14 protein-coding genes are annotated in these 24723 nt (G+C 39.9%); 6 read left to right on the plus strand and 8 right to left on the minus strand.

Translation table 11 applies throughout. The features are described from left to right. Positions 1–916: 916 nt before the first annotated feature. The 4 genes from ACSQ8P_RS35565 to ACSQ8P_RS35580 form a co-directional block, all read right to left on the minus strand. A complete protein-coding gene (locus ACSQ8P_RS35565) occupies positions 917–1972 on the minus strand; it encodes a DUF4309 domain-containing protein (RefSeq protein WP_436239708.1) in 1056 nt (351 codons plus the stop codon). Positions 1973–2948: 976 nt separating this feature from the next. After that, positions 2949–3632: a hypothetical protein gene (locus ACSQ8P_RS35570; RefSeq protein WP_436239709.1), complete on the minus strand. Its 684-nt coding sequence runs from the start codon at positions 3630–3632 to the stop codon at positions 2949–2951. Beyond that, a complete protein-coding gene (locus ACSQ8P_RS35575; RefSeq protein WP_436239710.1) occupies positions 3629–3940 on the minus strand; it encodes a hypothetical protein in 312 nt (103 codons plus the stop codon). The genes ACSQ8P_RS35570 and ACSQ8P_RS35575 overlap by 4 nt, the downstream gene beginning before the upstream one ends. Positions 3941–4164: 224 nt before the next feature. Then, positions 4165–6879, minus strand: a complete 2715-nt coding sequence (locus ACSQ8P_RS35580) for a LuxR C-terminal-related transcriptional regulator (protein WP_436239711.1) — start codon at positions 6877–6879, stop codon at positions 4165–4167. Positions 6880–7362: 483 nt separating this feature from the next. On the opposite strand from ACSQ8P_RS35580, the gene ACSQ8P_RS35585 reads away from it, so the two are divergent. After that, positions 7363–7629 carry a hypothetical protein gene (locus ACSQ8P_RS35585; RefSeq protein WP_436239712.1) on the plus strand — a complete coding sequence of 89 codons (267 nt, stop codon included), beginning with the start codon at positions 7363–7365 and terminating at the stop codon, positions 7627–7629. A 305-nt stretch (positions 7630–7934) separates the two neighbouring features. Here ACSQ8P_RS35585 and ACSQ8P_RS35590 read toward each other — a convergent pair whose 3' ends face one another. The 3 genes from ACSQ8P_RS35590 to ACSQ8P_RS35600 form a co-directional block, all read right to left on the minus strand. Further along, the gene (locus tag ACSQ8P_RS35590) at positions 7935–9749 is read right to left on the minus strand and encodes a sensor domain-containing diguanylate cyclase (protein ID WP_436239713.1); all 1815 of its coding nucleotides are present in this window, start codon (positions 9747–9749) and stop codon (positions 7935–7937) included. Between the two features lie 699 nt (positions 9750–10448). Next, the gene (locus ACSQ8P_RS35595) at positions 10449–11249 is read right to left on the minus strand and encodes a putative bifunctional diguanylate cyclase/phosphodiesterase (protein WP_436239714.1); all 801 of its coding nucleotides are present in this window, start codon (positions 11247–11249) and stop codon (positions 10449–10451) included. A gap of 754 nt (positions 11250–12003) precedes the next feature. After that, positions 12004–14043, minus strand: a complete 2040-nt coding sequence (locus ACSQ8P_RS35600; RefSeq protein WP_436239715.1) for a methyl-accepting chemotaxis protein — start codon at positions 14041–14043, stop codon at positions 12004–12006. A gap of 1032 nt (positions 14044–15075) precedes the next feature. Here ACSQ8P_RS35600 and ACSQ8P_RS35605 point away from each other — a divergent pair. Then, positions 15076–15834: an MBL fold metallo-hydrolase gene (locus tag ACSQ8P_RS35605; RefSeq protein WP_436239716.1), complete on the plus strand. Its 759-nt coding sequence runs from the start codon at positions 15076–15078 to the stop codon at positions 15832–15834. Between the two features lie 875 nt (positions 15835–16709). Here the strand turns inward: ACSQ8P_RS35605 and ACSQ8P_RS35610 are convergent. After that, positions 16710–17651, minus strand: a complete 942-nt coding sequence (locus tag ACSQ8P_RS35610; protein WP_436239717.1) for a hypothetical protein — start codon at positions 17649–17651, stop codon at positions 16710–16712. A 549-nt stretch (positions 17652–18200) separates the two neighbouring features. Between ACSQ8P_RS35610 and ACSQ8P_RS35615 the strand changes: the two genes are divergently transcribed. The 4 genes from ACSQ8P_RS35615 (at position 18201) to ACSQ8P_RS35630 (ending at position 24541) form a co-directional block, all read left to right on the plus strand. After that, positions 18201–19397 carry a ParM/StbA family protein gene (locus ACSQ8P_RS35615; RefSeq protein ID WP_436239718.1) on the plus strand — a complete coding sequence of 399 codons (1197 nt, stop codon included), beginning with the start codon at positions 18201–18203 and terminating at the stop codon, positions 19395–19397. 30 nt (positions 19398–19427) lie between these two features. Continuing rightward, positions 19428–19958 (plus strand): hypothetical protein, encoded by a 531-nt coding sequence (locus ACSQ8P_RS35620; RefSeq protein ID WP_436239719.1) that lies wholly within the window; start codon positions 19428–19430, stop codon positions 19956–19958. Positions 19959–21178: 1220 nt separating this feature from the next. Continuing rightward, on the plus strand, positions 21179–22360 hold the full coding sequence (locus ACSQ8P_RS35625; RefSeq protein WP_436239720.1) for a hypothetical protein: 1182 nt from the start codon (positions 21179–21181) through the stop codon (positions 22358–22360). A gap of 603 nt (positions 22361–22963) precedes the next feature. After that, positions 22964–24541 carry a hypothetical protein gene (locus tag ACSQ8P_RS35630; RefSeq protein ID WP_436239721.1) on the plus strand — a complete coding sequence of 526 codons (1578 nt, stop codon included), beginning with the start codon at positions 22964–22966 and terminating at the stop codon, positions 24539–24541. Positions 24542–24723 lie beyond the last annotated feature (182 nt).

Consider the following 24723-nt stretch of genomic DNA (forward strand, 5'->3'; position numbering starts at 1 on the left):
CTTGGGTTAGTCCCTCTTCGATTAATTCTACTTCCAAACTGCCCCTTAGCTTTACAGTGATGGTATTATACGCAGCATTCAGGCGCAGATACTGCTTTTGCTCACATGGCAAATCACTAGAGACGTATTCTTCTTGATTGAGCGCAAATAATGCAATTTCCCTGCTAGTGGTATCGTGATTCTAGTGCATTTGACTTACCCGGTAACCTGTCCGAGCACAAACTATAAAGAAGATAGAGCGGGTCTAGCATTTTATAATAATACAACTCAGAAAAAAAGAATTTGTTCTGGATGGGGAACAATGTGCCAACTATAATAAGGGTGTGAAAGCACCATCCGCATGATTTGTAAGATCTTTCTCTTACGTAATGAGTCTCGTCATTGCCCAACCAAATGGCTCTTTCCGCACACATTTTAATCCTAGGGCCCGTCAATAATTCTTTAATGCAATTACCTAGTAACTTTTTTTTAATCTACTAATTAAATAATTTTTTATTAAAAACTCAATTGCTTTTCTATAGCCAGGACCACAAATTAATTCAATCCACTTTGTTCAGCTTGAAGAGATTGATTGTGAATAGCAGAGAATTGAGGTGATATCTCTACTATTTCGCTTTGGAAATTCCTTTTTTCAAAAGCAGTTGGTTGCAAGTCTACTAGTTTTATATCAGCTGTCTTGCATATCGGAGTGCACAGAAAGCTCGAAAATATCCGTTAGAATTTGCGGAATTGGCCGTAAAAAATAAGAAAAGTAGGTGAAGACTTCTTTAGGGATATTATTAGTAGAATGTTGGCACGGTGCCACGATGATCGCATAAAACACAAAAAAAGAGTCCCTAAAAGAAAAAACCGAGCCTCTAGAATCGCTTCTAAGGCTCCACAACCAAATCAAGCACATACACGATGAGTGTTCGAATTATGGAGTGGCACTAATTGTCACCCTAAAAGCTTGTTCATTGTTACTACCCTTCCTAAAGGATAATTCGTTATCACCTGTTTTATAAATTATGAAGAGGACACCTTCTTCATCCAAATCTTCTTCCGTAGGTTTTCCTAGTGTGTTGATTATTTCATCACGGCTTGCTTTGGTGGTTGTAAATATGTTATTAACCGTTTTCGTTGTCTCATCATAAAAGTAAAGGCAGTCACTGTACTTCATATACTTTCCGCCCTCATAATATTCTTCCTCTTCAGGGTTCCCTAAGGTATCTTTAATTTCCGTTGTCGACGCACCTAAACTATATTTAATTCCAGTCAGTTGACCAATCTTAGCTGACTCAAGGGTCTTGGCATTTATAACAAACTTTCCGTTTAAATTCTTCCTAACTACACTGTAATCCCAGCTCATTGTATCAGTGATATCATATAACTTGTCTAAAAAGGATGAAGATAGTTGTTCTTGCCCCACCTCGACACTTTCAACAACAGGTTCTCTATTTTTATATGTGATACCGAAGCTCACAAAATTCGTTTTACCGATAACATAAACTTCCCTAGCTAAATTACCCAGTGAGGAGTTTTCAGAATATCCTTTAATAGAAAATCCTTTATATTTATTAACAACTTCCTCAAAAGTGCTCCCAATACCAACGTCCTTTAGTGTCCTGAATTCTTGGTCTTTGGATTTTATCACACTTATCTTCTCATCAATAATTGCAAATACAAGCTTAGGGTACTGATATGCTGTAATCCCATCTTTAACAGATTTGTTTTGTGGTACCCCTAGCTTGCTTACTAACGAATCTTTTGAGTCCCCTACCTTTAAGCCGTAAACCATATAATGATTGCCTGTTATATCTGTATCATCTATTACTCTTTTAACATTATCGATTACTTGCGTTGCGATTACTTCAGTTCTCTTTAGATTACCTGTATTATCAGATATTTTTGAAAAAGTCGTTACATCACAACCACCAGCAAACAGAACGACTCCCATAATAGCAATCAATTTCGATACATTTTTACGAAGCACAAGTTTTCTCCCCCATTTTTCCTACAGTAATCAAATGAAATTTTACACCAAATTTATATTAGAATCCTTTATAAAACTAAACAAGAAAGCCCTAAGAGACGCTTTCCCTCAGGGCTTTCGCTTTGTCCGATGCTTTCGGTTCAATAGTATATTACCATCTACTTCCAGACTTATCTATCTTTATTTTGTAAAACTCTGTAATGTATATCGCTTTTGCATCGTACAGAATGTAAATCACAATCGGAATAAGCTGGCTGTCCGCGTTACAAAGTACATATATCCCATGATCGGTCTAAATATTGTAGAGCTGATGGATCTCGCTTTAGTCCGTTAATAAAAAAGGGGCAGTTCTCGCCTCGGTGTCGAGAACGATTCTCCCTAATAATGAATTACTTTTTAGCCTTTTTTAACATGTATGAAACCTTTATATGCTGCCACGTTTCCACCTACCCAAACGCTACCACGATTAATTTATGCCATGCCCCCCTTAATATGAAAATTTCTTACGTGTCGCAAACGAAGAGATACCGATATCAAAGTCTTCTCATCCTCAGAAAGCTTGTCCAACGCCTGTTCAACGGTTCCATGAATAACTTGAGCTGCTGATCCACATCGTCAAACTCAAATGTGGCTTTAGCGCTTCGATAGCATGTAGCTCAGAATACCTTTTGCCTTCCAACTAAGATGCTTGTCCAGCTACAGCGATCCAATGGATTCCACTCATCAGAAATAGATTAGGCGGCTTTCGAATTTATCTACCGCGCTGATAAATAACAAGAAAAGCCATTTGACCCATAAGGGGAATAGGATTGGTTTTATACCAAAAACCTAAACTTTCCCATTATGAAATCAAATGGCTTTCTTTACGTTATCACCTATAAACATAGTACGGTTACTTGTTGCATGTGTATTGCACCCTAAAGATGAACGCCCATACTGGGCTCACAAATATAGAATTCCTACAGCCCAAATTCTCCTAGACTTGCTTACGCCGTTCCGACCAAAGCGCATAGCCCAGCCAGGCCAAAGCTATCCCCACCGGAATCGCAACTTTCGGCTCGTGCTCGGGCGGAAGCAGCGAAGCCACGGGGGACAACACGGACCCGACGGCAAGCAGAACGGCCGCCAAGCGCGGCATGATGCCGGCACGGAATGTCGCGATGCCAAACAGCAGGCCTCCGAGAATATACAGGGACCCTGTTAGCGACCATACATTTGCGAGGACTCCGAGGTTCGTCTCGCCGGTGAAGCTCCCTATGAAGCCCTCCGCAAGCGTCGGCGCCTCGGTTGCCAACAGCGGCAAGATAGTGACTTCGGCGAAGGTAAAGAGCGCTGTGAGCATCCAACTTAGGCAATACAGGAGATAGCCGGCCAGACCAAGCCACCCAGCTTCTTTCACTTGCCTGGCGTAGAGCCCCGTGATGCCGAGGACGAAGAAGAAGCACATGGCAGTGGCCAAGGCGTGGACGATTACCCATTGGGTGGTGGTGACTGACGAAAGAATGTTAGCTTGATGGAACATCCCAATAGCAACCGCGTAAATTATCCCTGCCACCATAACTAACAGACCTGCCCAACGGATGAGGCTCGAGGTTTTTATCTTCATGTTGCTCTCCTGATTGTTTCCTTTAATAACTGCAGTATTACGATTGGCATTCATGAGTTTCTCTCCTTTATCGAACGATTAAAATTTGAATCGGTGTTGAAATCTAGCCCACTCGCCTGTTTGGGATGAACCTGAATGACCGAGACCAACGGCAGGCAGAGATCACGCACTCCCCTCAGAAAGCCATGTAATGCGGCCTGATCGGCCACTGGGCCAAAGAGGATGGTTGTTCCGTCGCTTTCGTGGGTAAAGCATAGACCCTCAAACCGATCGACCCACCGGGTATCAAGATGTCCCTTGATGCGAATTTCGTACAGTCCAGGCTCTTGATGGTCTTCCGTTGATACATTTGGTTTACTCATTCCGCGTCTCCTTCATATTCATTCTGGGGATGTATCTCCACATCGTCGTTCCTTTCTTGATAAAATGATACACAATGATGTGGTGAGTCGGCATCACCACATGTGGTGATTGATGTGGTGATTTATCAATCAGGAGGCTGTGCGGGAATGAGAAAAAAACCCTGTACATGATTTACCAAACATGCCAGGGTCGGAGTTTTTTGGGGGTGGTATATAGGAGCTCGCTAGAACAAATCAAGTTCCTCAGCCCGACGGATTGCTGCCCGACGGTTGTTCACCTCAAGCTTCTCGTAAATGTTCTTGGTATGGGTTCGCAGGGTATTCAGGGACACCATGAGTTCGCGGGCAATGTCCGGGCCACTCAAGTCGGTTCCGAGCAGCCGAAGCACGTCACGTTCACGTTCGCTTAGCGGGTCGCTCATAACCTGTTTGGTAATCGTTCTTTCCTCAGCCTTACCAAAGGCAGTCAGGAGATGACGGACATAATTCAGGGCGATCCCCTGTTTCACGGCCGCTTCCAGCAGGGCCGCCATGGGTTGACCTTCGTCCACAAAGACGCGGACGTAGCCCTCTGGTTCAGCCAGGGTCAGGGCTCGTTCCAGCGGCACAAGCGCAGAAGGGATGTCGCCTTGCATATGGTGAGCAAGTGCATGCACGACCAGGATTTCGATCGCGCTTCCCGTCCTCTCGCCTTCTTCCGCTGCTTCGAGGAGGCGTTCCAGAAGTCCCATAACCTCTAGCATGGAGCGGTCTGCACGGTCGTTCTTATACCGTACCAGTAGCACCCTGGCCAGTGTAATGTGTTCGAATTCGCTCAGATAGCAAAGGTCGTCCTGGGCGGATAGGCCATGCTCAAGTGCCCAGTCGAGGGCTTCATCCAACCTGCCCTGCGTGATCCACACCCGCGTTTTCAACGCGGCTACAGGACGCACATTTGGGAAAAAGTCACTCTCATACAATTGTTCTGCCTCTTGGAGCAGGTCAAGCGCACCGTCCAGATCTCCTTGTGCCTCCCGTATTCGAGCCATTGCGACGCGCCAGCGATATCGGTTTTGCGGGAATCCGGTGTGTTCGCCCTGCTCCTTGCTTCTCAGCAGGTGCTGCGTGGCGGCGTGCAGATCGTTATGCTCACGGTAGAGTTGACTCATTCCCACGTACATGTCTGCTGTTCCCCTCAATACAGGCTCATCATGCTCAGTCGCAAGCTGCAATCCTCGCTCATAGGTACGCATCGCAAGGCGGAGTCGACCTTGCGCAATCCGTATATCAGCCAGAGCGATTACTCCCCCGATTGCGTCAGAAATGTTCCCAGCCAGCCGTAAACTAGCCATGCCATCGGCATACATCCGGTGTGCTTCCTCGAGATCCCCGATCGTCCAGGATGCGAGTCCCAGTAGCGCAGCTGCCGATCCACGCAGGAGGTGGTCGTCCTCAAGTGCGAGGTCGAGCACCCGCCGGGCGTATTTCATGGTGGCGGAAACATCACCCAACGCTTGGGCATGTGCGGCACGGTACAAGGAGATCGCACCTGGGAGACGGCGAAATTCCTCTTCGTCCACGACAACCATCTCAGCCAATGGGGTTTCCGGTCGCTCACGCATATCTTGTGTCGTCCCCAGCCAACGTTCGGCATCTCGCAGTCGCTCCAGAGCGGCCTCAAACTTGCCGCAAGCCAGTAACGCCCAGGCATACCCAGCGCTGAGCACAGGCCTACAGCGGACTATCTCCTTGGGAAGCGCCTTCAGCCAGCCCAACACCGCAGACTCCTGTCTACTCCTGCGCATGGCTGGACATGCTACTTCGACCAGATCTGCTGCTCGCGTGAAATCCTCAGAAGCCAGCGCGTGGCGGATAGCATCTGCCGCCGAGCCATACTGCTCGTACCATATGCTCGCGCGCCGATGCAGCATAGCTACCCGATCGGGCTGATCCTCCCTCAAATGTGCAGAGAGAACCTCGGCAAAGAGGTGATGATAGCGATACCAATGGCGCCTGTCATCCAGTGGAATGATAAAGAAGTTGCCACGCTCCAAGGCATCTAAACGTGCGATGCCTTCCTCTTGGCCAGTGACGGCATCGCACAACTGGCCATGCATCCGGTCAAGTATGGAGGTCTGAAGCAAAAAGCTCCGGACATCGTCGGGTTGACGCTGCAGTACCTCTTCGACCAGATAATCCACAATGTACCGATTGTCTCCAGCGAATGCTCGAATGAACGCAGGAATGTCCTCGCGCCCCTGCATCGAAAGAGCTGCCAGCTGGAGCCCAGTAATCCAGCCTTCGGTACGGGTCTCCAGCGCAGTAATATCGTCGACTGAGAGAACCAGGCCCATCACCTGATTAAGGAACGTTGCCGCTTCGCTTGAAGTAAAGCGCAGATCGGTTGCACGCAACTCGGTCAAATAGCCCTGGGCGCGTAACCGGCCCAGGGAAAGCTGCGGATTTTCACGGGTGGCGATGACCAGGTGCATCTGTGGCGGGAGATGCTCAAGTAGGTAGATGAGGGCATCGTCAATCTGTTTGGCACCAATAACATGGTAGTCGTCAAGGACGAGGACGAATTTGTGCGGAAGGGCTGTGATTTCATTGAGCAGGATCGTTAAAATCGATGCTATTGACGGTGGCTGTGCGGATTTGAGCGCACCAATCACGCCTTCTCCAATATTTCCATTAATCGTTCGCACAGCAGCGACAAGGTGAGTTAGGAACCGTGCAACGTCGTCATCCCCTTCGTCTAGCGTTAACCATGCGATTGGTCGCCCACAACCACTGACCCATTCGCTGACTAGCGTAGTCTTGCCAAAGCCGGCGGAGGCAGAGATGAGGGTCAGCTTGCGGTCCAGACCTTCGTTCAGCCGCTCGATCAGGCGCGATCGGAGGACAACTTTAGTCCGTGGCAGGGGGATATACAGTTTAGTATATAAAATTGGAAAATTCATAGATAGATACTCCCACGAAGATGACTTTCAATTACATATTTCAACATTATTGATTGCTCCATTCTATGACTCATATCAATCATGATAATTTCAATTAAAGCTTTCACCACTACAGTATATAAACAAACACAGTTGACCATTTGGGTAGACTCCTTTGATTGTAAGTGAAAGAAGTAATCCCATAACAAATCAGATAGTTTACTTAATGCTTTGGATGTCCTATACCTTTATTTTACGGTCAAATACTTTATTTTACTAGTAATTCCATCAAGCAAAAATCAGACTGAGAACTTCCGCTTGATTTAACTTTCTATTCAATGCGTGTCGTACGTGTCATGCCAGCGTTATCCAATTCTTAAGGCATTACAGATCCTTAGCGGTTAAACCAAGATATTAGGACCTTGGGGCTGTCTCAAAAGGTCATAAAGTGACCTGTGAGACAATTTATGGCGTAAACCGTTCTTTGGGTACGACTGAGGTAAAGTGGTCGTGGAACAGTCGAAGCAGGAGAAAGTACAGACGCTGTTCGCCACGATTGAATATGTCGAAAAGCAAGAAGAACATGAACAGACTGAACAAGACCTTTCCAAGATCGGTGAAGCACCTTCGATGACAAGCCAAAAACTGGAGGTTAACGAGAGAAAGGAAAACGCGGGGAGTACGAGTTGTGAAGGTTGTCCGCTTAAGCTCCTGCACGAAAGCGCAATGGAATCGGGAGATCAGCGCCAGTTTGAGGTATCTGCGTTATAAATAGCAAGCCCGAGAGAAGCTCCGAAGCAAGGAAGTGTATCCGTTATCGGTTCGGCGGATGATCGAGTCGGAAAGATGGACAAATGAAGGGCAACCGGGGATTTTGGCGTTAGACCAAAAGCAAGAAATGGCGGCGCAGGGATAACACCCTTGCACTGCCGTCTCTTCATTTTTTACACGATTTTTCATCAGGCGAGTTGTTCAGCAAGCGAGCATACTTACTTTTGAGGCAGCCCCTTTAGAAATCAATCGGAAGGTCCCAAAAAGGAGCAGCTCGTAACGATGTGTTCTATACGGCATGCGTTTCACATGCTCGTAGTTAGAGAGTCGCTCACGAATACACTAAATCGATTTCTTCCAAGTCGCTTAGCTTGATAAAGAGCCTCATCTGCGGCTTCAAGCATTGAATGAGTATTTGCCTCAATAGTACATATTAACTGACTGCTAACCATTAGACCACAGCTGATCGTAACAAAAGAAGCTGTATCAGATGTGTCATGGGGAATTCGTAAAGATCTTATTTTTAGAATTAACCTCTCGGCAAGATGGATAGCAACTGAAACATCTATAGGAGCAATTACAGCAAACTCTTCCCCTCCATATCTGGAAGCATAACCGCTATAATTCTCTGCCTCCTCCTGAAGTGCCACTGCTACCTTCTTAAGGCATTCATCCCCCGACACATGACCATATGTATCGTTATACATCTTAAAATGATCGATATCGATGAGAAGAAGAGAAAACTGTTCCCCTTTTGTCAGTTGTTTTTGAAACATTTTATTGAAATATCTACGGTTAGCTATACCTGTAAGCCCATCGATTAATGCTTGGCTTTTCAATGATTGATTGGCTCTTTCTAGTTCCACCGTACGCTCCCTAACCTTTTCTTCAAGATTACTGTTTAGCATTTGAAGCTTTCCAGCTAACTCTTCGTTAAACGAAAATGCTTTGGAGAAGTTTACTGCAAGTATATACGATTGTACAACAACAAAAGCGAATAAGCCTAGTGTAACATAATCTCCGGTATTGATAATTCCACGACTATATAACACATCGTTCATAGCGGTTAATAACAAAACTACAGCCCCTACAGCTGATATAAACGATCGCTCTCTTTTTCGGGCTATAGCAAAAGTGAATACAAGAAACGTATAGCCAATCAATGCTATGATAAAATATTGAAAGTATGGTAATAGTGAAGTAAATACGTGTGGTCGTGCAAATAAAATGATGAAGCTGTAAGCACCAGCTATTGCTGTCACAAACCGTAGAATTTTCACAGAAGTATCCTTAGGGTAAATGCTTAAAAGAAATAAAGTGAAGGCTACTACACTCAAACTTAGACACAAATATTCAATTTTGATCGCTAGTTCCCAGCTGATATTTGGAAGAAACCTGAATATGACAGTTTCTCCAACAAAAACGCTACGTGTAGCTATAGCTAAGCAAAATATACCGAAATATAGCGCTGCAGGTTCTTTCCTGCGCATCGAATAAATCCCAATGTGATGCACAGCCATAATAAATAATGCACCCGTTAAAAACATTTCAATGGCAACTTTCCGCTTTTGGATGCTTGCTACCCTTTCTGAAGACCCTAGTTGTATAGTGTGTGTGATTCCTCCATTATTAATAGAATTATGGGACACTTGCATCACAAGATCTATTTCCTTTTCATTTGTATGAAAATAAATAACCCTCTTCTCTCGTTTCAATAGCAGTGATTGGGATGAATTTGTTATAATCCCGTTTTGAATAAGTTCCTCTCCATTCACAAAAAGCCTATAGGCGGAGTATAAAGAAGGTATAATTATTCCCCACTCTTGATCTTGTTCTGGTATTCTAATTTTAATCGCATACGTTACGAAGATTAACGATTCATATGAAGTCTCAGCCATATTGTACTTAATCCACGAGCTAGGTACCTGCACATGAGCATCTGGGAGTCGATCAACAAGTTGCTCTGGTAAAAACAAATTGTGCCAATAAACACTCCATATACCATCAAGATTTACAAAATCACCAGTCGCATTTGTTAGATCAAATACTCCACTTTTTGCTCCGTATTCTAAATGATCATGCGCAGTGATTTTGAAAGAATATGCAAATATAATTAACACTACGAGTAGGGCGAAACCAAAAGTAATCATTAGTCTCTTAATGAGTGGCATGGATCAAGTTATCCTTCTCTAATCTAATTTAAGAAAATTAATTCGTCACAATTCCATACTTATTGACTACATTACAAAACCTTTCCTCCATGTGAAGGTGGCCCAAGCGACTTCCATGATCATTAATAACCTGCTTCGGCTTGATCCAAACCTACTTTATCCACAAGGAGAATACTGAAATGCGCATTAACCGGAAGAAGTACGAACTGCTCTTATTGTTTGCTAGAAATAAGATACGGTGTTTTCCTGCGTGGAAATCCTTGATCGGGTTTGGAAAATGGATTAGATCATTAGACGAGACATGGTGAAATTTTAGCTTTATTCTAGTAATTACGAGGAGCAATATATGCTTCTACAGCCGCAGTAATTTGACCACTAATCAAAGACATTTCTTTTGTGTTAAATCACATTTATTACTAAAAATCGGTTACTTCTATTAGTGTAAGAATAAGTCCAGGTTCTATTAGTGTTCGTATGATTTGTTTATGCATAATAGTCCCTATTTCTTAGCAGACGAAGTCACGATAATTATTAGTCGTCATGAAGCACATTGGACATGATTTTTATAATTTTAGGTAATTACATGATATATAGAAATCATACCCAGCTACCCCTACACTTTATGTGGGGAGTTGAATTGTTTCTCATTCAATTCAAAGATAGTTTTGTAAAGAATATATATAGTTCCTTCAATTCTAAAGGTTTGGAAAAAAGATTTCCTTGTACGTAATCACATTGATATGTTTCTAATACATTTAACTGTTCTTGCGTTTCTACACCTTCAGCAGTTACCTTTAATTCTAAGATCTGTGCTAAATTAATTATTCCGCTAACGATCGCTTCATCTTTCTCTAATATTAAGGAATTTGTTATAAATGACTTATTAATCTTAAGCCCTGCTATCGGAAACAATTTCAAAAAGCTGAGTGAAGAATATCCCTTACCGAAATCATCAATATACACTTGAATACCAATTTTTTGAAGGTCTCTTAATATCTCAATTGTATTTTCGGTATCGTGCATTAAAAGACTTTCTGTAATCTCTATCTTCAAATTTTTTACTTCGATAGGGATTTCTTCAAGAATGTTTAAGAGTGTCTCCAAAAATCGATTTCTATGTAATTGTGGGGCAGAAATGTTTACTGTTACAAATAAGTCTATTCCAAATTTTCTATTAAGGTGTACTACATCTAAAGAGGCTTTTTTTAATACCCAATCACTAATACTATTCATTAACCCCGATTCTTCAGCAATAGGAATAAACTCTATCGAGGGTATGTTTCCTCTAATGGGGTGATTCCACCTAAGAAAAGACTCCAAACCTATTACTTTATTTGAACTGACACTAACTATGGGTTGGTAATATATTTCTAATTCTTGACGTTCAAAAGCCTTTATTAGATCTTTTTCTAATGTATATTGTTCGAATATTTCTTTTTCACCGACCATTTAACCACACCTATAGTATGTATTTGAATAGAAAATAGCATTCTATCCAGAGGATCAATTATTTAACTAGAAAAGTAAGCTTTCTTAAATGTAAGAAAGAAGATAGTTCAAGTACTGAATGAAAAATCTAAATAATAAAATTATTTCGGAAAGTTATCCATGCGAGTCTAGGGATAGTTTGTTGGATCAGCTGTAAAAACGCCTTGAGGAAAGTAAGCGGATTTCTTATTTCATGTGCGAATTGATTGTTCGATTTACAAGTAGCTTATCAATATTACGGTATTGAAGTATAGACACTTTAGTGTTATTTAGAGGTGTTTTATTGAAGGGATGAATGTCATTTTAGGCGAATTGGCGTTGCCCAGAGATTTGACGAAAGTACATATTCGTGATTTGGATCCTCCTGTTTGGAGGATCTTTGGCCTGGCTTGTCCGTCCTTTAAGGAAGCATCACCTGCAGTTCAGTTATTTGTCAGAATCGCATTAAGATTATTCCACGATGAATATGCTGTGTAGAGAATATCTCTGGTCAATTGAATCTAAAGAGCACGAAAGTGAGTGAATCGTGCTAGACCCTACCCTAGAGATATTATTTAATTACACTAACTAGGACCCACCTACATTACCAAGTAAAATAAGACCGGGATTCCCTGTAAAAAGGCATCCGGTCTTATTTTTTAAGCACACAGTGCAGAAAACAGAGTTCTACAATACAACACGTTTTAAAATAGTAAGATGATTGTTAAAGATAAAATTAACCTTCAAAGTTTGATAAAGACTGATTCAATTCAGCAGCCATTCGGTTTAAATCGTCGGCTGACTCGGAAATGTTACGTACCACTACATTCTGATCTTCAGAAGCTACTTTAATCATTTGTGATTGTTTGACAGTAGTCAAATACGATACAGTCATACTACTCATAGAAGCGGATACTTCTTCTGTACCTGCCGCCATTTGCTCCGCTACAGCGGATATCTCGGTAATTTGATCCGTAATTTTATTGAATGTTATCTGTATATTCTCAAATGCACCACCCATATGATAAACCATTTCACGACCTTCCTGAACATTCTTCACACTTTCGTTCATCTTATTGACAGCTTTCATGGTCGTATCTAGCATAGTTTGAACCTTTTCTGAAATGAGAACACTTGAATTATGAGATTGCTCAGCCAATTTCTTCACTTCCCCAGCTACGACAGCAAACCCTTTTCCTTGCTCCCCTACACGAGCTGCTTCAATAGAAGCATTTAGTGAAAGAAGTCGAGTCTCATTCGCAATGTTGGAGATGATGGACACAATCTCGGAAATGCCCATCGAAAATTCGGACAGTTTCTCCATCTCTCTAGCTGTTTCTTGAACAGAGAATTGCACGGTCGACATATGTTTAACTGTACTTTTGACAATGTTCTGTTCGATATGGAGACGCTCAAGCGACGCTTGCGCTTCTTCGGACACAGTTCCGGATGCTTCTGCCAATCGCTGTACGCCTACCGCCATTTCCTCCATGGCATTCGAAGTTTGAACAGCGCTCTCTCGTTGAAATTCGCTGCTGTTCGCTACTTCTTTCATACTTTCACGAATTTGATAAAAAGCTTTTAGGGAAAGTTGTGTCATCGCTGTCAGATCGGTTGAAGACCCCCTCATACCCGAGGCGGTACACCGCACTTCAGCAAGGAATATCGTAAAGGCATCGATCATCCTATTCAAATTTTCGCTAACTTGAGCAATTTCATCCTGTCCTTTTACAATAAAACGAGGCTTCAAGTTCCCTGCTGAGAATTCGGAAATGACATGATTCATTCTTTTTAGAGGAAGCAACAAGTAGCGAAGCATTACAAAGATAACGATAGTTACAACGATTAATGCAACAAGCAAATAAAGAATTGTGTCTTGAGTAAAAGACGTTACACTCGCCAAAGCTGTGGATTGAGGCATTATTATACCTACCTTCCAACCTGCATCTTTAATCGGAGCATATGCAACATACACACTAGCATTGTTCTCCTTGGTAAGTATTACGCCGTTATTCGAATTGTCAATATGGTCGGATAACCCTGGCAACCAATTATTTTCTTTCATATTGTTTATCATAATTTGAGACTTGTCAGGATGATAGATTGTTTCACCTGTTTTTCCAAGAAGGAAAGCGTATCCCCCATCTGCAGGTTTGTATGTTTTCATAATTTCAGGAATGGAGCTCAAATTCACATCTATAGCTACATAACCGATTACATTATCACCTTCTTTAATAGCTTTCATCATACTAATTACCAACTGACCTGAAGCGAGATCGATATATGGGTCTGAGAAAGATACATCACTTGACCTGCTAGCTTCTGGATACCACGGTCGATCTTTAACAATAAAATCCTGTTTGGACACACTGCCATCATGGCCTATATAAAAATTGTTATTTAACCCCACAATATAAACAAGAGAGAGCAGCGAGTCAGTTGCTTGAATTTTTTTTAAATTTTGCAGCACTTCATTGTACAACTTGTTAGTAATGGCATCACTATTAGCCTTGACGCTTTTCAGATAAGAAACTGTACGTGGATCTGTAGACATCATACGGGGAATTTCTGCTTTTTCTTTAAAAAGCTCCCCCAATTGATAAGATAATGATTTGCTTTCAATCAGCAGATTTTGTTCTACTTGTAACTGCATATTGGATTTGGCGTTGAGAAAAATTAGCGCACCTGCCGATAACAAAACAACTAACATGATAGGCAAAAGTATCAAGAATAATTTAAGAGATACTGAAGAGCGAAACATGCCTTTCAATTTCACAACCAATCACTACTCCTTTTACAATATAGAGTTTGTTTCAGTATTGCATTATGTCGATCTGAGTACTAAGTCACATGTGTCCCGAAAAAAAGCAAACCCGTCGAGCATCGCAACGAAGGGCTGAAATTAAAAATGATAGCAGTTTTGTTGCACAAACTTCTTATAAATTATTCCTGTAAGAAAGTGGTGGTTTGATTTGCGAGCGTTCCCATCAGGCCTAGTAAGAGATTCCAAACTGACAGCTGTAAGCGAACGGATTTCTAGTAAACATTACGATGCCCATATTACCCTGTCTATCTAGTCTATCTGCACTTAGCACTCTGCAATAGTCTCTATGGTTTTTTAGATTAGTCGCTCTTAAACACTATTCTGTTCCTCATCAATGAAATCATCTTCTAATAGGATGGTGATGCCCTCGATCCATTCATTATGGGGTTTTGTTCTAACTTGCATTACCCTCTTCTTCGTTCTGTTTTAACTGACTATGTCATTTACTTAGTTTACATGTATCATATCTGCAATAAGGTACTACCAAGTAGATACTTAAGTACTGTTCTACAGTACTGTTTAAGTTTTTTTGGGGAGAGCTTCCATGTTAGACTTAATCGTTCTTCCCATAGAGGTATTAATACTCCTATATTTATATGCACTAGATCATCTCACTCAATAAGAACGCAATAATTTACAGCGTGATAGTTTTTTCGAAGAAGTTGATTTACCAACTCCAAGTTGATTAGATATGAGATTAATTATCTATTTTTTCCATCCCATACATATCAAACATCCTCTCAAGAATGATAAATAGCAATCTCCATTTTTGTCGACGACACATGAGTAAAACTTATTTCATCATGTGTTAGTAAACAACGTTAATAGCGATCTCTTTGAGTTAACTGTCCTGGAATGCCAGCCCTGATCAGCTACCATGTTGTGAGGGATTCTGGTAGCGAGAAAAATATGCTTGATTAGTACACAGAACTATGTTAATTTAAAAACAGACCGGTCGGTTTTAAAAATTAAAGGAGGATCTCGATGTCTATCTCTATTCAACACATTCGAAACGCTACATCGGTTTTAACCATCAATGGCAAAAAAATACTGATTGATCCTATGTTAAGTGATGTCGGCGAGCTCCCGCCAGTTCCTTTCACTCGTACACTTCGCAGAAACCCGTTAACTCCTCTACCAGTTCCACTGCACTTTTTCGAGAACATGGACGCCATCCTACTGACACATCGTCATTTTGATCACTTTGATAAGAAGGCCCTCTCCTTTCTGAATAAGAGTATTCCTATCTTCTGTCAACCCGAGGACCAAGTCTTTTTACAAAAGTCTGGTTTCTTTCATGTATATGAAATCCATGATACTTTTGCATGGTACGGCATTCAGATGAAACGAGTAAAAGGACAACATGCGCTAGGCCTAGCCGCCAAGCTACTCGGTCCAGTATCCGGATTTATCTTAAGCACTCCAATGGAAGGTTCCATTTACATCGTCGGTGACTGTATTTACACCTCAGTTATTGAAGAGGCGTTCCGAGTACATCAACCTGATATCGCGATTTTGAATACGCCGCGCGCACAGATGTTGCTTGGGACAATTATCACGATGTCAGCTGAAGATATTATTCGTATTGCCCACTTATCTCCAACCACGAAAATCGTTGCCGTACATATGGATGCAATCAGCCATTGTACATTTAAGCGGAAGCATCTCCAGACCTTTCTGAAGGAGCGAGGCCTTGAGCATGCTGCTTTTGTTCCTCACGACGGGGAGGTTATTGATTTCTAAGAATAATCTTACTTATAGATAAAGAAGTGTTGGAAAAAATCAATCAATATTTCCCTTTAATGCCCATGATCATAAGGCAGGCACGAGCCGCTTTATTACTTCACCAATTTTTCTAACTAATTATATGAAAGTCAATTTGCGGGCTTTATATAACTGTCTCATCCCTTATCTCAGTCGTACATTAATATGATTACCATATTTTTCTAATTTTCTTGCAAAATAGATTAACGAGGTTAACGCTCTTACTGCGCTAGCCTCGTAATGGCAGTTCATTAAATTGATCGCTACACTTCTCTTGAAATAGACTGTAACTGCTCAAAGGTGTTGAGTCTATCTACCTTACCTTCATTGTGATATGCAATGAAACTAAGCAAACAATTAGTTTTTCGTTAATTGTTTGCCGTGCACCTAGCCACAATTGTAATAATCCGACTTTCTAGTCAGCGATACGTGCCTCCTGGCCCTACCGTAGTTGCTCTATGGCATTCATAATGCTACTCCATTAGGTTTCGTTCATTTCTCATAGTCTATAAGAGCTTTGTACGGGGGTTGGTTTGACACTTAAGCATACCCGATCCCTTACGCGCCGAGCTGCTTTGAAAGCTGCACACGTATGTCCTCGACACTTTTGGAATATCTCAACATAGTAGCACACGCCTGCCTCGTTGGATGTTGCCCTTCCTTAAGAATAGCAAGTATGAATAACCGCCGACTTGAGTCGGCCACCTCCTCGAATGTCATGTTGCTAGCTTGAGCGCGACCGTTTTCAGTCAGGCATTGTATTCGGCAGTATGCGCTGAAGCTCGATTCCCAAGGTATCAACGACTATTCACATGCAACCCCATTCTCTATATTTAGCAAAGATTCTTTCATCATTATTTTCTCATCAACTTCCTAACTATCCAAGGCAAGGAATTAATTATCTCCTGTTTAAGTTCATTAGCATTATTTTGCTCCCTTATTTTATTTAGATCTTCTGTTAAAGATTGATGCCTTAACTCAGAACTTATTCTGAGTTCGGATACTGTTTCTTGATATGTCTTCCACTCTTCATCCGTTTTCAACTTGGATCTTAGGCCTTCTAAATCATCAGAGACTTTTCTAGCAATATCGCTTTGAAGCTTTTTTGTTTCCTCTAATTCTTTTTCTTGTTTTTCTAAAGTTTGATTGTATTTTTCTGTTGCTTCTCTTAATTCCAAGAGCTCCCTATTGCTTTGTTCTAATTTTTGCTCCAACTCATTTATTTTTTCTTCTCCAGGTAGCATCAATTGTTGATTTTCTTTAACAAGATTCACAATATATTCATTGAACTGACCTGAACTAAGCTGGGCAATAAATCCCTGAAACAGATTTAGCTCTTCTTCCGAGAAATTCGACCTTACTGAAGGATGTATTATTTCCTGAGACTGATTTTGATTCTCCATTACTATAACAGGAGATATTGCTCTTATACCAACCATCTCAGCTATACGGGGCATTTTATAATTTTCTTTCCGTAACAATAAAATCATTTTGAGTCTAAAGATTGCTTTATAATCTAAAGACAGATTACGCCCTATGCTCCTTGCTTCTATATATCCATTCAACTCTTTCAGCCAATGCCTCATCGTTGGACCAGTACATAAGTAATCCTCTTCTTCTTCATTAGCACAATACCATTTTTCAAATTCAGTCGTTTGATAATCTTTCTGATCTGAAAGATCTTCCATGTGATTATCAAATAACATTTCCTGCATTCCGAGTTTCGCAAGAGTTTTAAAAAGGGCATCCTGACTAAATTCAGTTGCAAGCTTTATTCCCATTGTCGGTTGATTCATATTTAATGGCCCCTACCTTTCTTTGCATTTATCTCTTTATATGATTTTTGTTTATCTCAAATTTAATCAGTTTTATATTATTTTCATCAATTTTAGGATTGTAGTAATTATTTTACACCTTTCTGTCAGCGACTACTAGTATTACTTGAGATAAATTTAGTCAGATAAAATTATCTCAAGTTCGATATTTATTTTTTAAATTCAATTTATTGCGATATATCGCAAGTTACAATAATTTATATTTAATTATCTCAAATTTAATATAATTTATATTAATTAATATCAAAAATATTATCTCAAATTATCTCAACAATATAGAAATTTTTTTGGTCTAAAATCTAAATATATATAGCAGGGGGTACAAGAAGAGAAAGGGATCACGCAAATATTTTCCCTAAAAAAATGATGGGGTTAAACGAAACCACAAAACTACTCTAAACTAGTTTTTAATAAACTAGTTTAGAGTAGTTTATTTCCGATGTTAGTTGTGATATAATTATCCTTAGTAAATGTTTATTATTCGAAAATTCATTTTGGAGGTTATCATTCATGGTAAAAGTAGACTTAAACTTGATCACTGGTATCGATCCAGGTAACACAAGGACGAAAGTTAGTTATTTGGATGATCAAGGTAATATTCAAAGTTTTTCTTTACCCACGATCTGCGCACCAGCTGATGAAAAAGGAGACCCTCTAAGTGAGAATGCTCAAAAAAGAGAATTAGCTGACATAGATCGCTTACACGTAAAGATCGAAAGTAATTCTTTAAAAAGCAGATACTATTTTGTTGGTGACTGGGCACGCGATAAAGAGGGTATGCTCCAACCTAACAACGAAAATTCAGAGAAACACAGCAGCCAATTACATACTGTAGCTACTCTAACAGGATTAGCTATCGCAGCTTTACGAGTTGGCAAGGAAGAAGCACAATTGAAGTATTCTGGTGGTCTACCAATTGAGGAACATAAGCGTGTAGATTCAAACCAAGTTTTAGAACGTTATAAAGGCAATCATATCGTAAGTTTCATTGACGGAAAGTTCAAAGGTAAAACTGTTCGTTTAAACATTGACGGTGGCCAAGTACATGTAGAGGGAGTTACAAGTTCATTAGGATTGAAATATGACATCAGAGATAAGATGCTAGTAAATTTGGAGCGCGGTATTGAACTTGGGGATGAATATGGACTTGGTGATCTCGGTGCAGGAACAACTGATTTAGCGTTATATGAAAAAGATGGCCTTAATGGCTACGTGAGTACAAATAAAGATTTGGGAACAAATACATATATCGATAATATGATTAAAGAAATTTTCGAGCAGCCAGAGTTTAATACAGTTAAAAACCTTTTAAAATCTAGAAATCTTGAACTAGTACGCTATAGCAATCGCGAGGAATTCTTAAGAGATGTTATTTTCCCTGGTGTAGATCTAATTATTCAAGGAAAAGAAGCAAAATTCCTTGTTTCATGGGCAAATGTACAAAATGTAAACGTTACAGATGTTGTTTTAAAACACATGAAAGAGTACTTCGATACCGTTCACGAAGAACTGAGTATATTCTGGTTTGATAAGGCCAGTTCTGTAAAAACATTCCCACTTGTAGGTGGAGGTATATTGTTTGCTTACTACTACTTTAAAGATGTTGAAAGCTTTATCTTGCCGCCAAAAGAACTACTTAAAGAAGCTCCATTTATTACTTCCCGAGCTTATCTAATTGCGAATTATGTTAGTCAATTAGCGGGCTAATATAATGATTTAGATGAGGTGGTGTGATAAATGTCCAATTCATATGGTATATCTGGTTATGAAGCCGGCCGTGGCAGGACGTTTACTCCTACCGTTAATGCGGATTGGATCAACGAGTTTAATACACTCATGGTAGATTTAGGAAAGAGTAGAAATGAATTAACCGAAGTTCTCATTAGAGAAGGATTACAAGCTAGGAATCGTGGTTTTGAACAGTTGGACTTTATGAGCTCACAGGAGATTGAATTTATTAAGACCCCAGTCGGTCGTAAAGTACTACAAGATTATACCACATTATTTTTTGGGAAAGAGTTTGCTGAACAACACTTTCAGCAGCAAAATAAAGCACAACCTCACTCCAATAATGAGGAGCATAGAACTCTTTCTACACCTATTAAGGATTCCGAAAAAAATAACCATTCTCAGAACAATGAACAAATCAATGTCGAGTCTAAAGAATTACCAATTCCTAAAACAAGCGAAGTAGAACTAGACAGCCAAAAAGCTATGCTTCTAAAAATTCAAGCTGAACTTAGTGGGATGAAATTAAAAAAAGCATAAGATTCCAAATAAAAGAAGTTGCCGCGAGCATAAATAGGCAACTTCTTTTTGTTTTCTAAATTCTATAGTTGCATACAATCTTCAATATAATCGATTTGAAGTCTCAATGATATGTTGAACATAGAGAATTGTTCCAAGCTAAATCAACCACAAAACCACTGCACCTGCCTTTCGCCCTGCGCAAACAATTTCGGTCTTGAAATAGAAAAACTTGGCGATCCCTCATTCGTCCTCTATTTATCACAAATTAGGCAGAAATACTTTTCTGAAAATAATTATTGGAAAGTACAATAGATGGAATCATTATTACATTTCAACGTTTTTCATTTTGTATATGGTGAGATCGCTTTTTCTTATCTGACCTATGAAAATTAACTAAATCTGAACACCATGCTTTAGTCAAAAAAGCAATTACTTCAGGAAAAATTTGGTATTCCAATGAAAAAAAGAAGGTAACGCCCAACGTTTAAGCTCTTCAAATAAAGTTATAATTAATTTTTCTCAATTTTTATTAAAAGTAAGAAAGCCTATTAAATGTTTGGCTTGTTTAGTTGTCTGAGAAATAAGTAAAGGAAACTAAACTAAAGTAAACTAGTTTATTCTAGTTCACTAACAAGTTTGCCATTTAACAAGAGATCGATAGTTTGCATTGGGTTAAATTTATCAATGAACAAAGAATGATGAATCGAAGCAAACAATATTGAATATTTTCAAAACAAAAAAATCAAAGGGTGCCCCCAATAGGGGATTATTTTTCTTTCTTCTCCTTCTTATTAATTACCCGTCATGGTTGATAAATGGTCGTCATACTGCACGTTAACATTTTTGAGAAAAATTTATAACAATAGATACGAATATAAACAATGTATGTAAAGGCAACTATAATATTGGTTTTGTTTATAAGCGTATTTATATCAGCAAATCTAGTTATTACTTTAATCCCTCATAGTACCCGTATTTTTCCTTAATCACCTATGAATTTTCGGTTATTTATCCACATTAATTATGTATCTACTCTTTACTTAGCCAAGGGTTTAAATTTATCCGCTCCGCTAAATGTGACTAATTTGAGATTGGCAAAGTATGTTTTGCCGCTCCATTCAAAATCTCTTAGAGATTTTTGTTTTGCCGAATGCCACTTCTAGGGTGTGAGATAGACGATGCATCCTAGAAGGAGTACAATAAAGAGAATAACCCTTGCTGAGGTGAAACCAAAATCAATGAAAAAGAAAATTGAAAAAGTGATTGAGAAAGAAGGGCCTCTTCTCATTGTACAAGAACAAATTCTAAGAATGAAGGGTCTTAATTCCGATCAGATAGAAGAACAGATTATTAATGAAATGGACATTCGCACGGGCAAACTTATCCATTTATATACATCGGATCTGCGAGAAGCGGTACTTGAATTAGAGCGTGAAGAAACGGATCTCGATAAAAAATTCCTGCAAATGCAAAAAAACAATCAACCTATCGAGCAAATTGACTTGGATCACCTTCGCTTACTTAATATGAATGTACGCATTCTAAACAACGCGATGGCAAAGAAAAAAATGGCAATTAAGAGAAATACGAATCATCCGTTGGAGAACACTTTGGTCCAATATCCATTTGTCTCATCATCTTATCCAAGTGAATCTAAACTGGAAACGATGAAGAAAGAAGGGGTTCTGCTTCAATATCGAAATGGCTACCATCGACTTTCTTATCGCAATGAGAGAGGGAAACTGCTATCTACCTTTGATGAATTAACCTTACTAGGTCTAGGCTCTCTGTGGCAGAAAAACGGCAGGTTCCAAGAGATCCCTTTTGATTTTAAGGAACTGGCTGCCGAGATGTATATCATTGAACCATCCGGTGGGGATTATACCAACATACTTAATTCCTTGAAAAATCTCTACGCTACATCATTCGTAACAGAGACGTTCTTGGATGAGCAGGGTCTCATACGAGAAGGTATTGAATACGAACACATTTTTTCGAAGTTTGTTTTACATGGTAAAGAAGGACGCGAACGAGCAGGGACTATTAAATTTGCTGATGTGATTCACGATAATTTAATGGCAGGGAAGTATGTAAATGTAAATCTACTCGTTCTTAATGATTTCGAGAATAATGCTACAAAAGCGCTATATCCATTTATTTTGTCTATTCTGCAGAGCTACTATGAGCGCTACGTACTTGAAATGGATAAACTCATCCAACACTGCAATATATCCGATGATAATCCATCAAAAGCCCGTACAATCGTCATGAGAGCATTTGAGGAGTTTGCAGCTTATGAAGTAATCTCTGAACCTAAGTTACAAAAACTTGGTGATCAATACTTCGTTTACTTCTACCCAGCCCAGTCACGCGAACCAACACTGATAGAAAGTGAGAATGTAAAAGGCGATCAACTCTAATTTGGGAGTTCATCGCCTTTTTTAATAAAAAATTTTTAAGGAATAGAAAAAAAATTATGCTCCGCATACCCTGTTATCCGAAAAAATATACCTTGTTATCCGAAATATACCCTGTTATCCCATAAAAAATACCCTGTTATTCAAAATATACCTTGTTATTCAAAAAAAAATACTTTGTTATCCGATATATACCCTGTTATCCGATATATACCCTGTTATCCGAAATATACCTTGTTATCCATTATAATATGCCTTGTTATCCGGATTTATATACCTTGTAATCCAATTGCGGAAATAAGTAAGTCATGATAATGTCGAAATATGGGTGTAAAGTCTTCCAGTTTTTACCCCTTAAGTAAAAAGCAAAAAGCCTCCAATTTGGCGATTGGAAGCTCTGACTTTTACGGAGTGGTTTTGGCGAACCACCTTTAGTTTCCATGTAGGATACAGTTTGGCCTGGCAACCAAAGCAACTAAAAACCAAGGCTCTCAAAACCATTTTTTCAAAATGGGATAGGAGGGTTAGTTTTCTTATTGCCTTTTTATTATACCAATTATATCAGCCATTTTTCAATAGATAATTAGACAGTAGGAGGTGAATTTGATGATTATAGCCAATAGACGCGGTCTTCAATTAGGACTAAAGACAGCACCAGTTGTTCTTTCCGTTTCATTTATGAATGCCCTATTTAATGTGGAGTTACTTTATACATCTGGGAAGACTTTTTATCTTCAAACCAAACGTTTGGAAGGTGAAAGAGAGTACTTGTTGCACCACCTTACGCAAGCAGATTTACAACTGGCGATTATCCTGCAAAAAATATGTAATACGGTAGGACACATACCGGATATTAGTGCGCTGGCCAACATTTACGATCGATTAACGGAATACTTTGTAGAACCAGTTTGCCCTAGTCAATTTTATGCAGCTTTTGAGAAGTTTAGAATACTTGGACTTATAACCGTCGAGCAGAACACGGCTGCAGGCTTGTTTTCTGTTAAGCTTCAGCACTATGTGCAAGAAGGGACTGGACGCATTGGTTATCACATCAAAGCTCATCCCTTCTTGTTTAGCTCATCATTTAGTTCCTTGTCTCTACGAGAACAAAAAATATTCCTATCATTCTACTTACAGCAGGGCGTCAAACCAACAGCGCAAAAAATATCCTTTCGGGTATTTAAACCAACAAATAGTTCTGATATCCAGTATCAGAACATCACTCGCTTTCTTCACGCAAACACCACACATGTCCGTGATTCAATCGAAGTGCTCAGAAGCAAACAAATCTTAGGTGAAGAAGCTTGCTTCTCAAAAGTTTTCTATGAAAAGTCAGGACGAACCTTTGATAAAGTATTTATCCTTGTTAACCCAAAGCTGTATGAAGTGGAACAAGTTTCAGAGTACCACGATCCGATTCCGTTAAAAGTTACTTATAAACGAAAAGCAAACTTTGTTTCCCAGGTACTGTCAGAATACAACATTGGAGAGGTTGAAACTTATAAAGAAGGTAGCGAATTTATAAAAATGGTCAGGCTGCTTAAAACATCTAGTTCTGGAGAAATCCGCTATTTGCTTAAAAAGCTATATGATAAACTAACGATGAGAGAAGCCTACCCCAATCACGTAGTTCCTTTAATCCAAGATGAAATACGCTCCCGTACGAAAGTTCGCACAATGGCCCTTGCTTATCAGTATGGGATCGATCGCCTTGTTACAGCCGGCTGTTCGGAAAGTGAGAAGGACACGCGTGAATACGATTTTGCTTCCTCCTTGTCTGTATACAGTCAGCGTGAATTAAAGGCTATCTTTGCTGAAGCATCCATGAAATTGCGGCAACAGTATTTGGTTCCTGCATCAAAGAAATCTTTAAACTACCGTTTCGACAGCCGACTTGATGGGGTAACTGGAATCATAGCTGTCCGGATGAGTGCGCAGCGGCAACATAAGGAGCCATATTTTTATTTAGAACTCGAGCGGGCTGCTGCGCAAGCTTATATCGGTGCTTATACAAATGAATATTACTTGGACACAGGATCTAACCAGGTGAGTGATAGGAAAGTAGTTGAGCAACTGCTGGATGGCTTGAAGAAACTTCCAGAGATCAGCTTCGTTCCACACATACCTGACGGTTTCCGATTGGAAGATGAGATCCATACCATTAATCGGCAATTAGTTGGCTAAACCCCTTACCTATAAAATAGAAGGGGTATTTGTGTTGTGCTATCAGTTTTGATCTTCTCTCTTTGAAGAGTTTCTAAGGCTAAACCAGTATGCTTAACCAATTTATTCTTTATTTTAACCTATGCGTATGGTAAATAAGGCTACATTATTTGCTATATACTTTGTATAAAACAAAATAATTA

The sequence above is a fragment of the Paenibacillus sp. LjRoot153 genome (genome assembly GCF_964253085.1).
Lineage (GTDB): Bacteria > Bacillota > Bacilli > Paenibacillales > NBRC-103111 > Paenibacillus_E.

Coding starts and splice junctions, on each gene's coding strand:
- ACSQ8P_RS35570 (WP_436239709.1), bottom strand. CDS start 3,632: ATGAATGCCAATCGTAATACTGCAGTTATTAAAGGAAACAATCAGGAG.
- ACSQ8P_RS35575 (WP_436239710.1), bottom strand. CDS start 3,940: ATGAGTAAACCAAATGTATCAACGGAAGACCATCAAGAGCCTGGACTG.
- ACSQ8P_RS35580 (WP_436239711.1), bottom strand. CDS start 6,879: ATGAATTTTCCAATTTTATATACTAAACTGTATATCCCCCTGCCACGG.
- ACSQ8P_RS35595 (WP_436239714.1), bottom strand. CDS start 11,249: ATGGTCGGTGAAAAAGAAATATTCGAACAATATACATTAGAAAAAGAT.
- ACSQ8P_RS35605 (WP_436239716.1), top strand. CDS start 15,076: ATGTCTATCTCTATTCAACACATTCGAAACGCTACATCGGTTTTAACC.
- ACSQ8P_RS35610 (WP_436239717.1), bottom strand. CDS start 17,651: ATGAATCAACCGACAATGGGAATAAAGCTTGCAACTGAATTTAGTCAG.
- ACSQ8P_RS35615 (WP_436239718.1), top strand. CDS start 18,201: ATGGTAAAAGTAGACTTAAACTTGATCACTGGTATCGATCCAGGTAAC.
- ACSQ8P_RS35620 (WP_436239719.1), top strand. CDS start 19,428: ATGTCCAATTCATATGGTATATCTGGTTATGAAGCCGGCCGTGGCAGG.
- ACSQ8P_RS35625 (WP_436239720.1), top strand. CDS start 21,179: ATGAAAAAGAAAATTGAAAAAGTGATTGAGAAAGAAGGGCCTCTTCTC.
- ACSQ8P_RS35630 (WP_436239721.1), top strand. CDS start 22,964: ATGATTATAGCCAATAGACGCGGTCTTCAATTAGGACTAAAGACAGCA.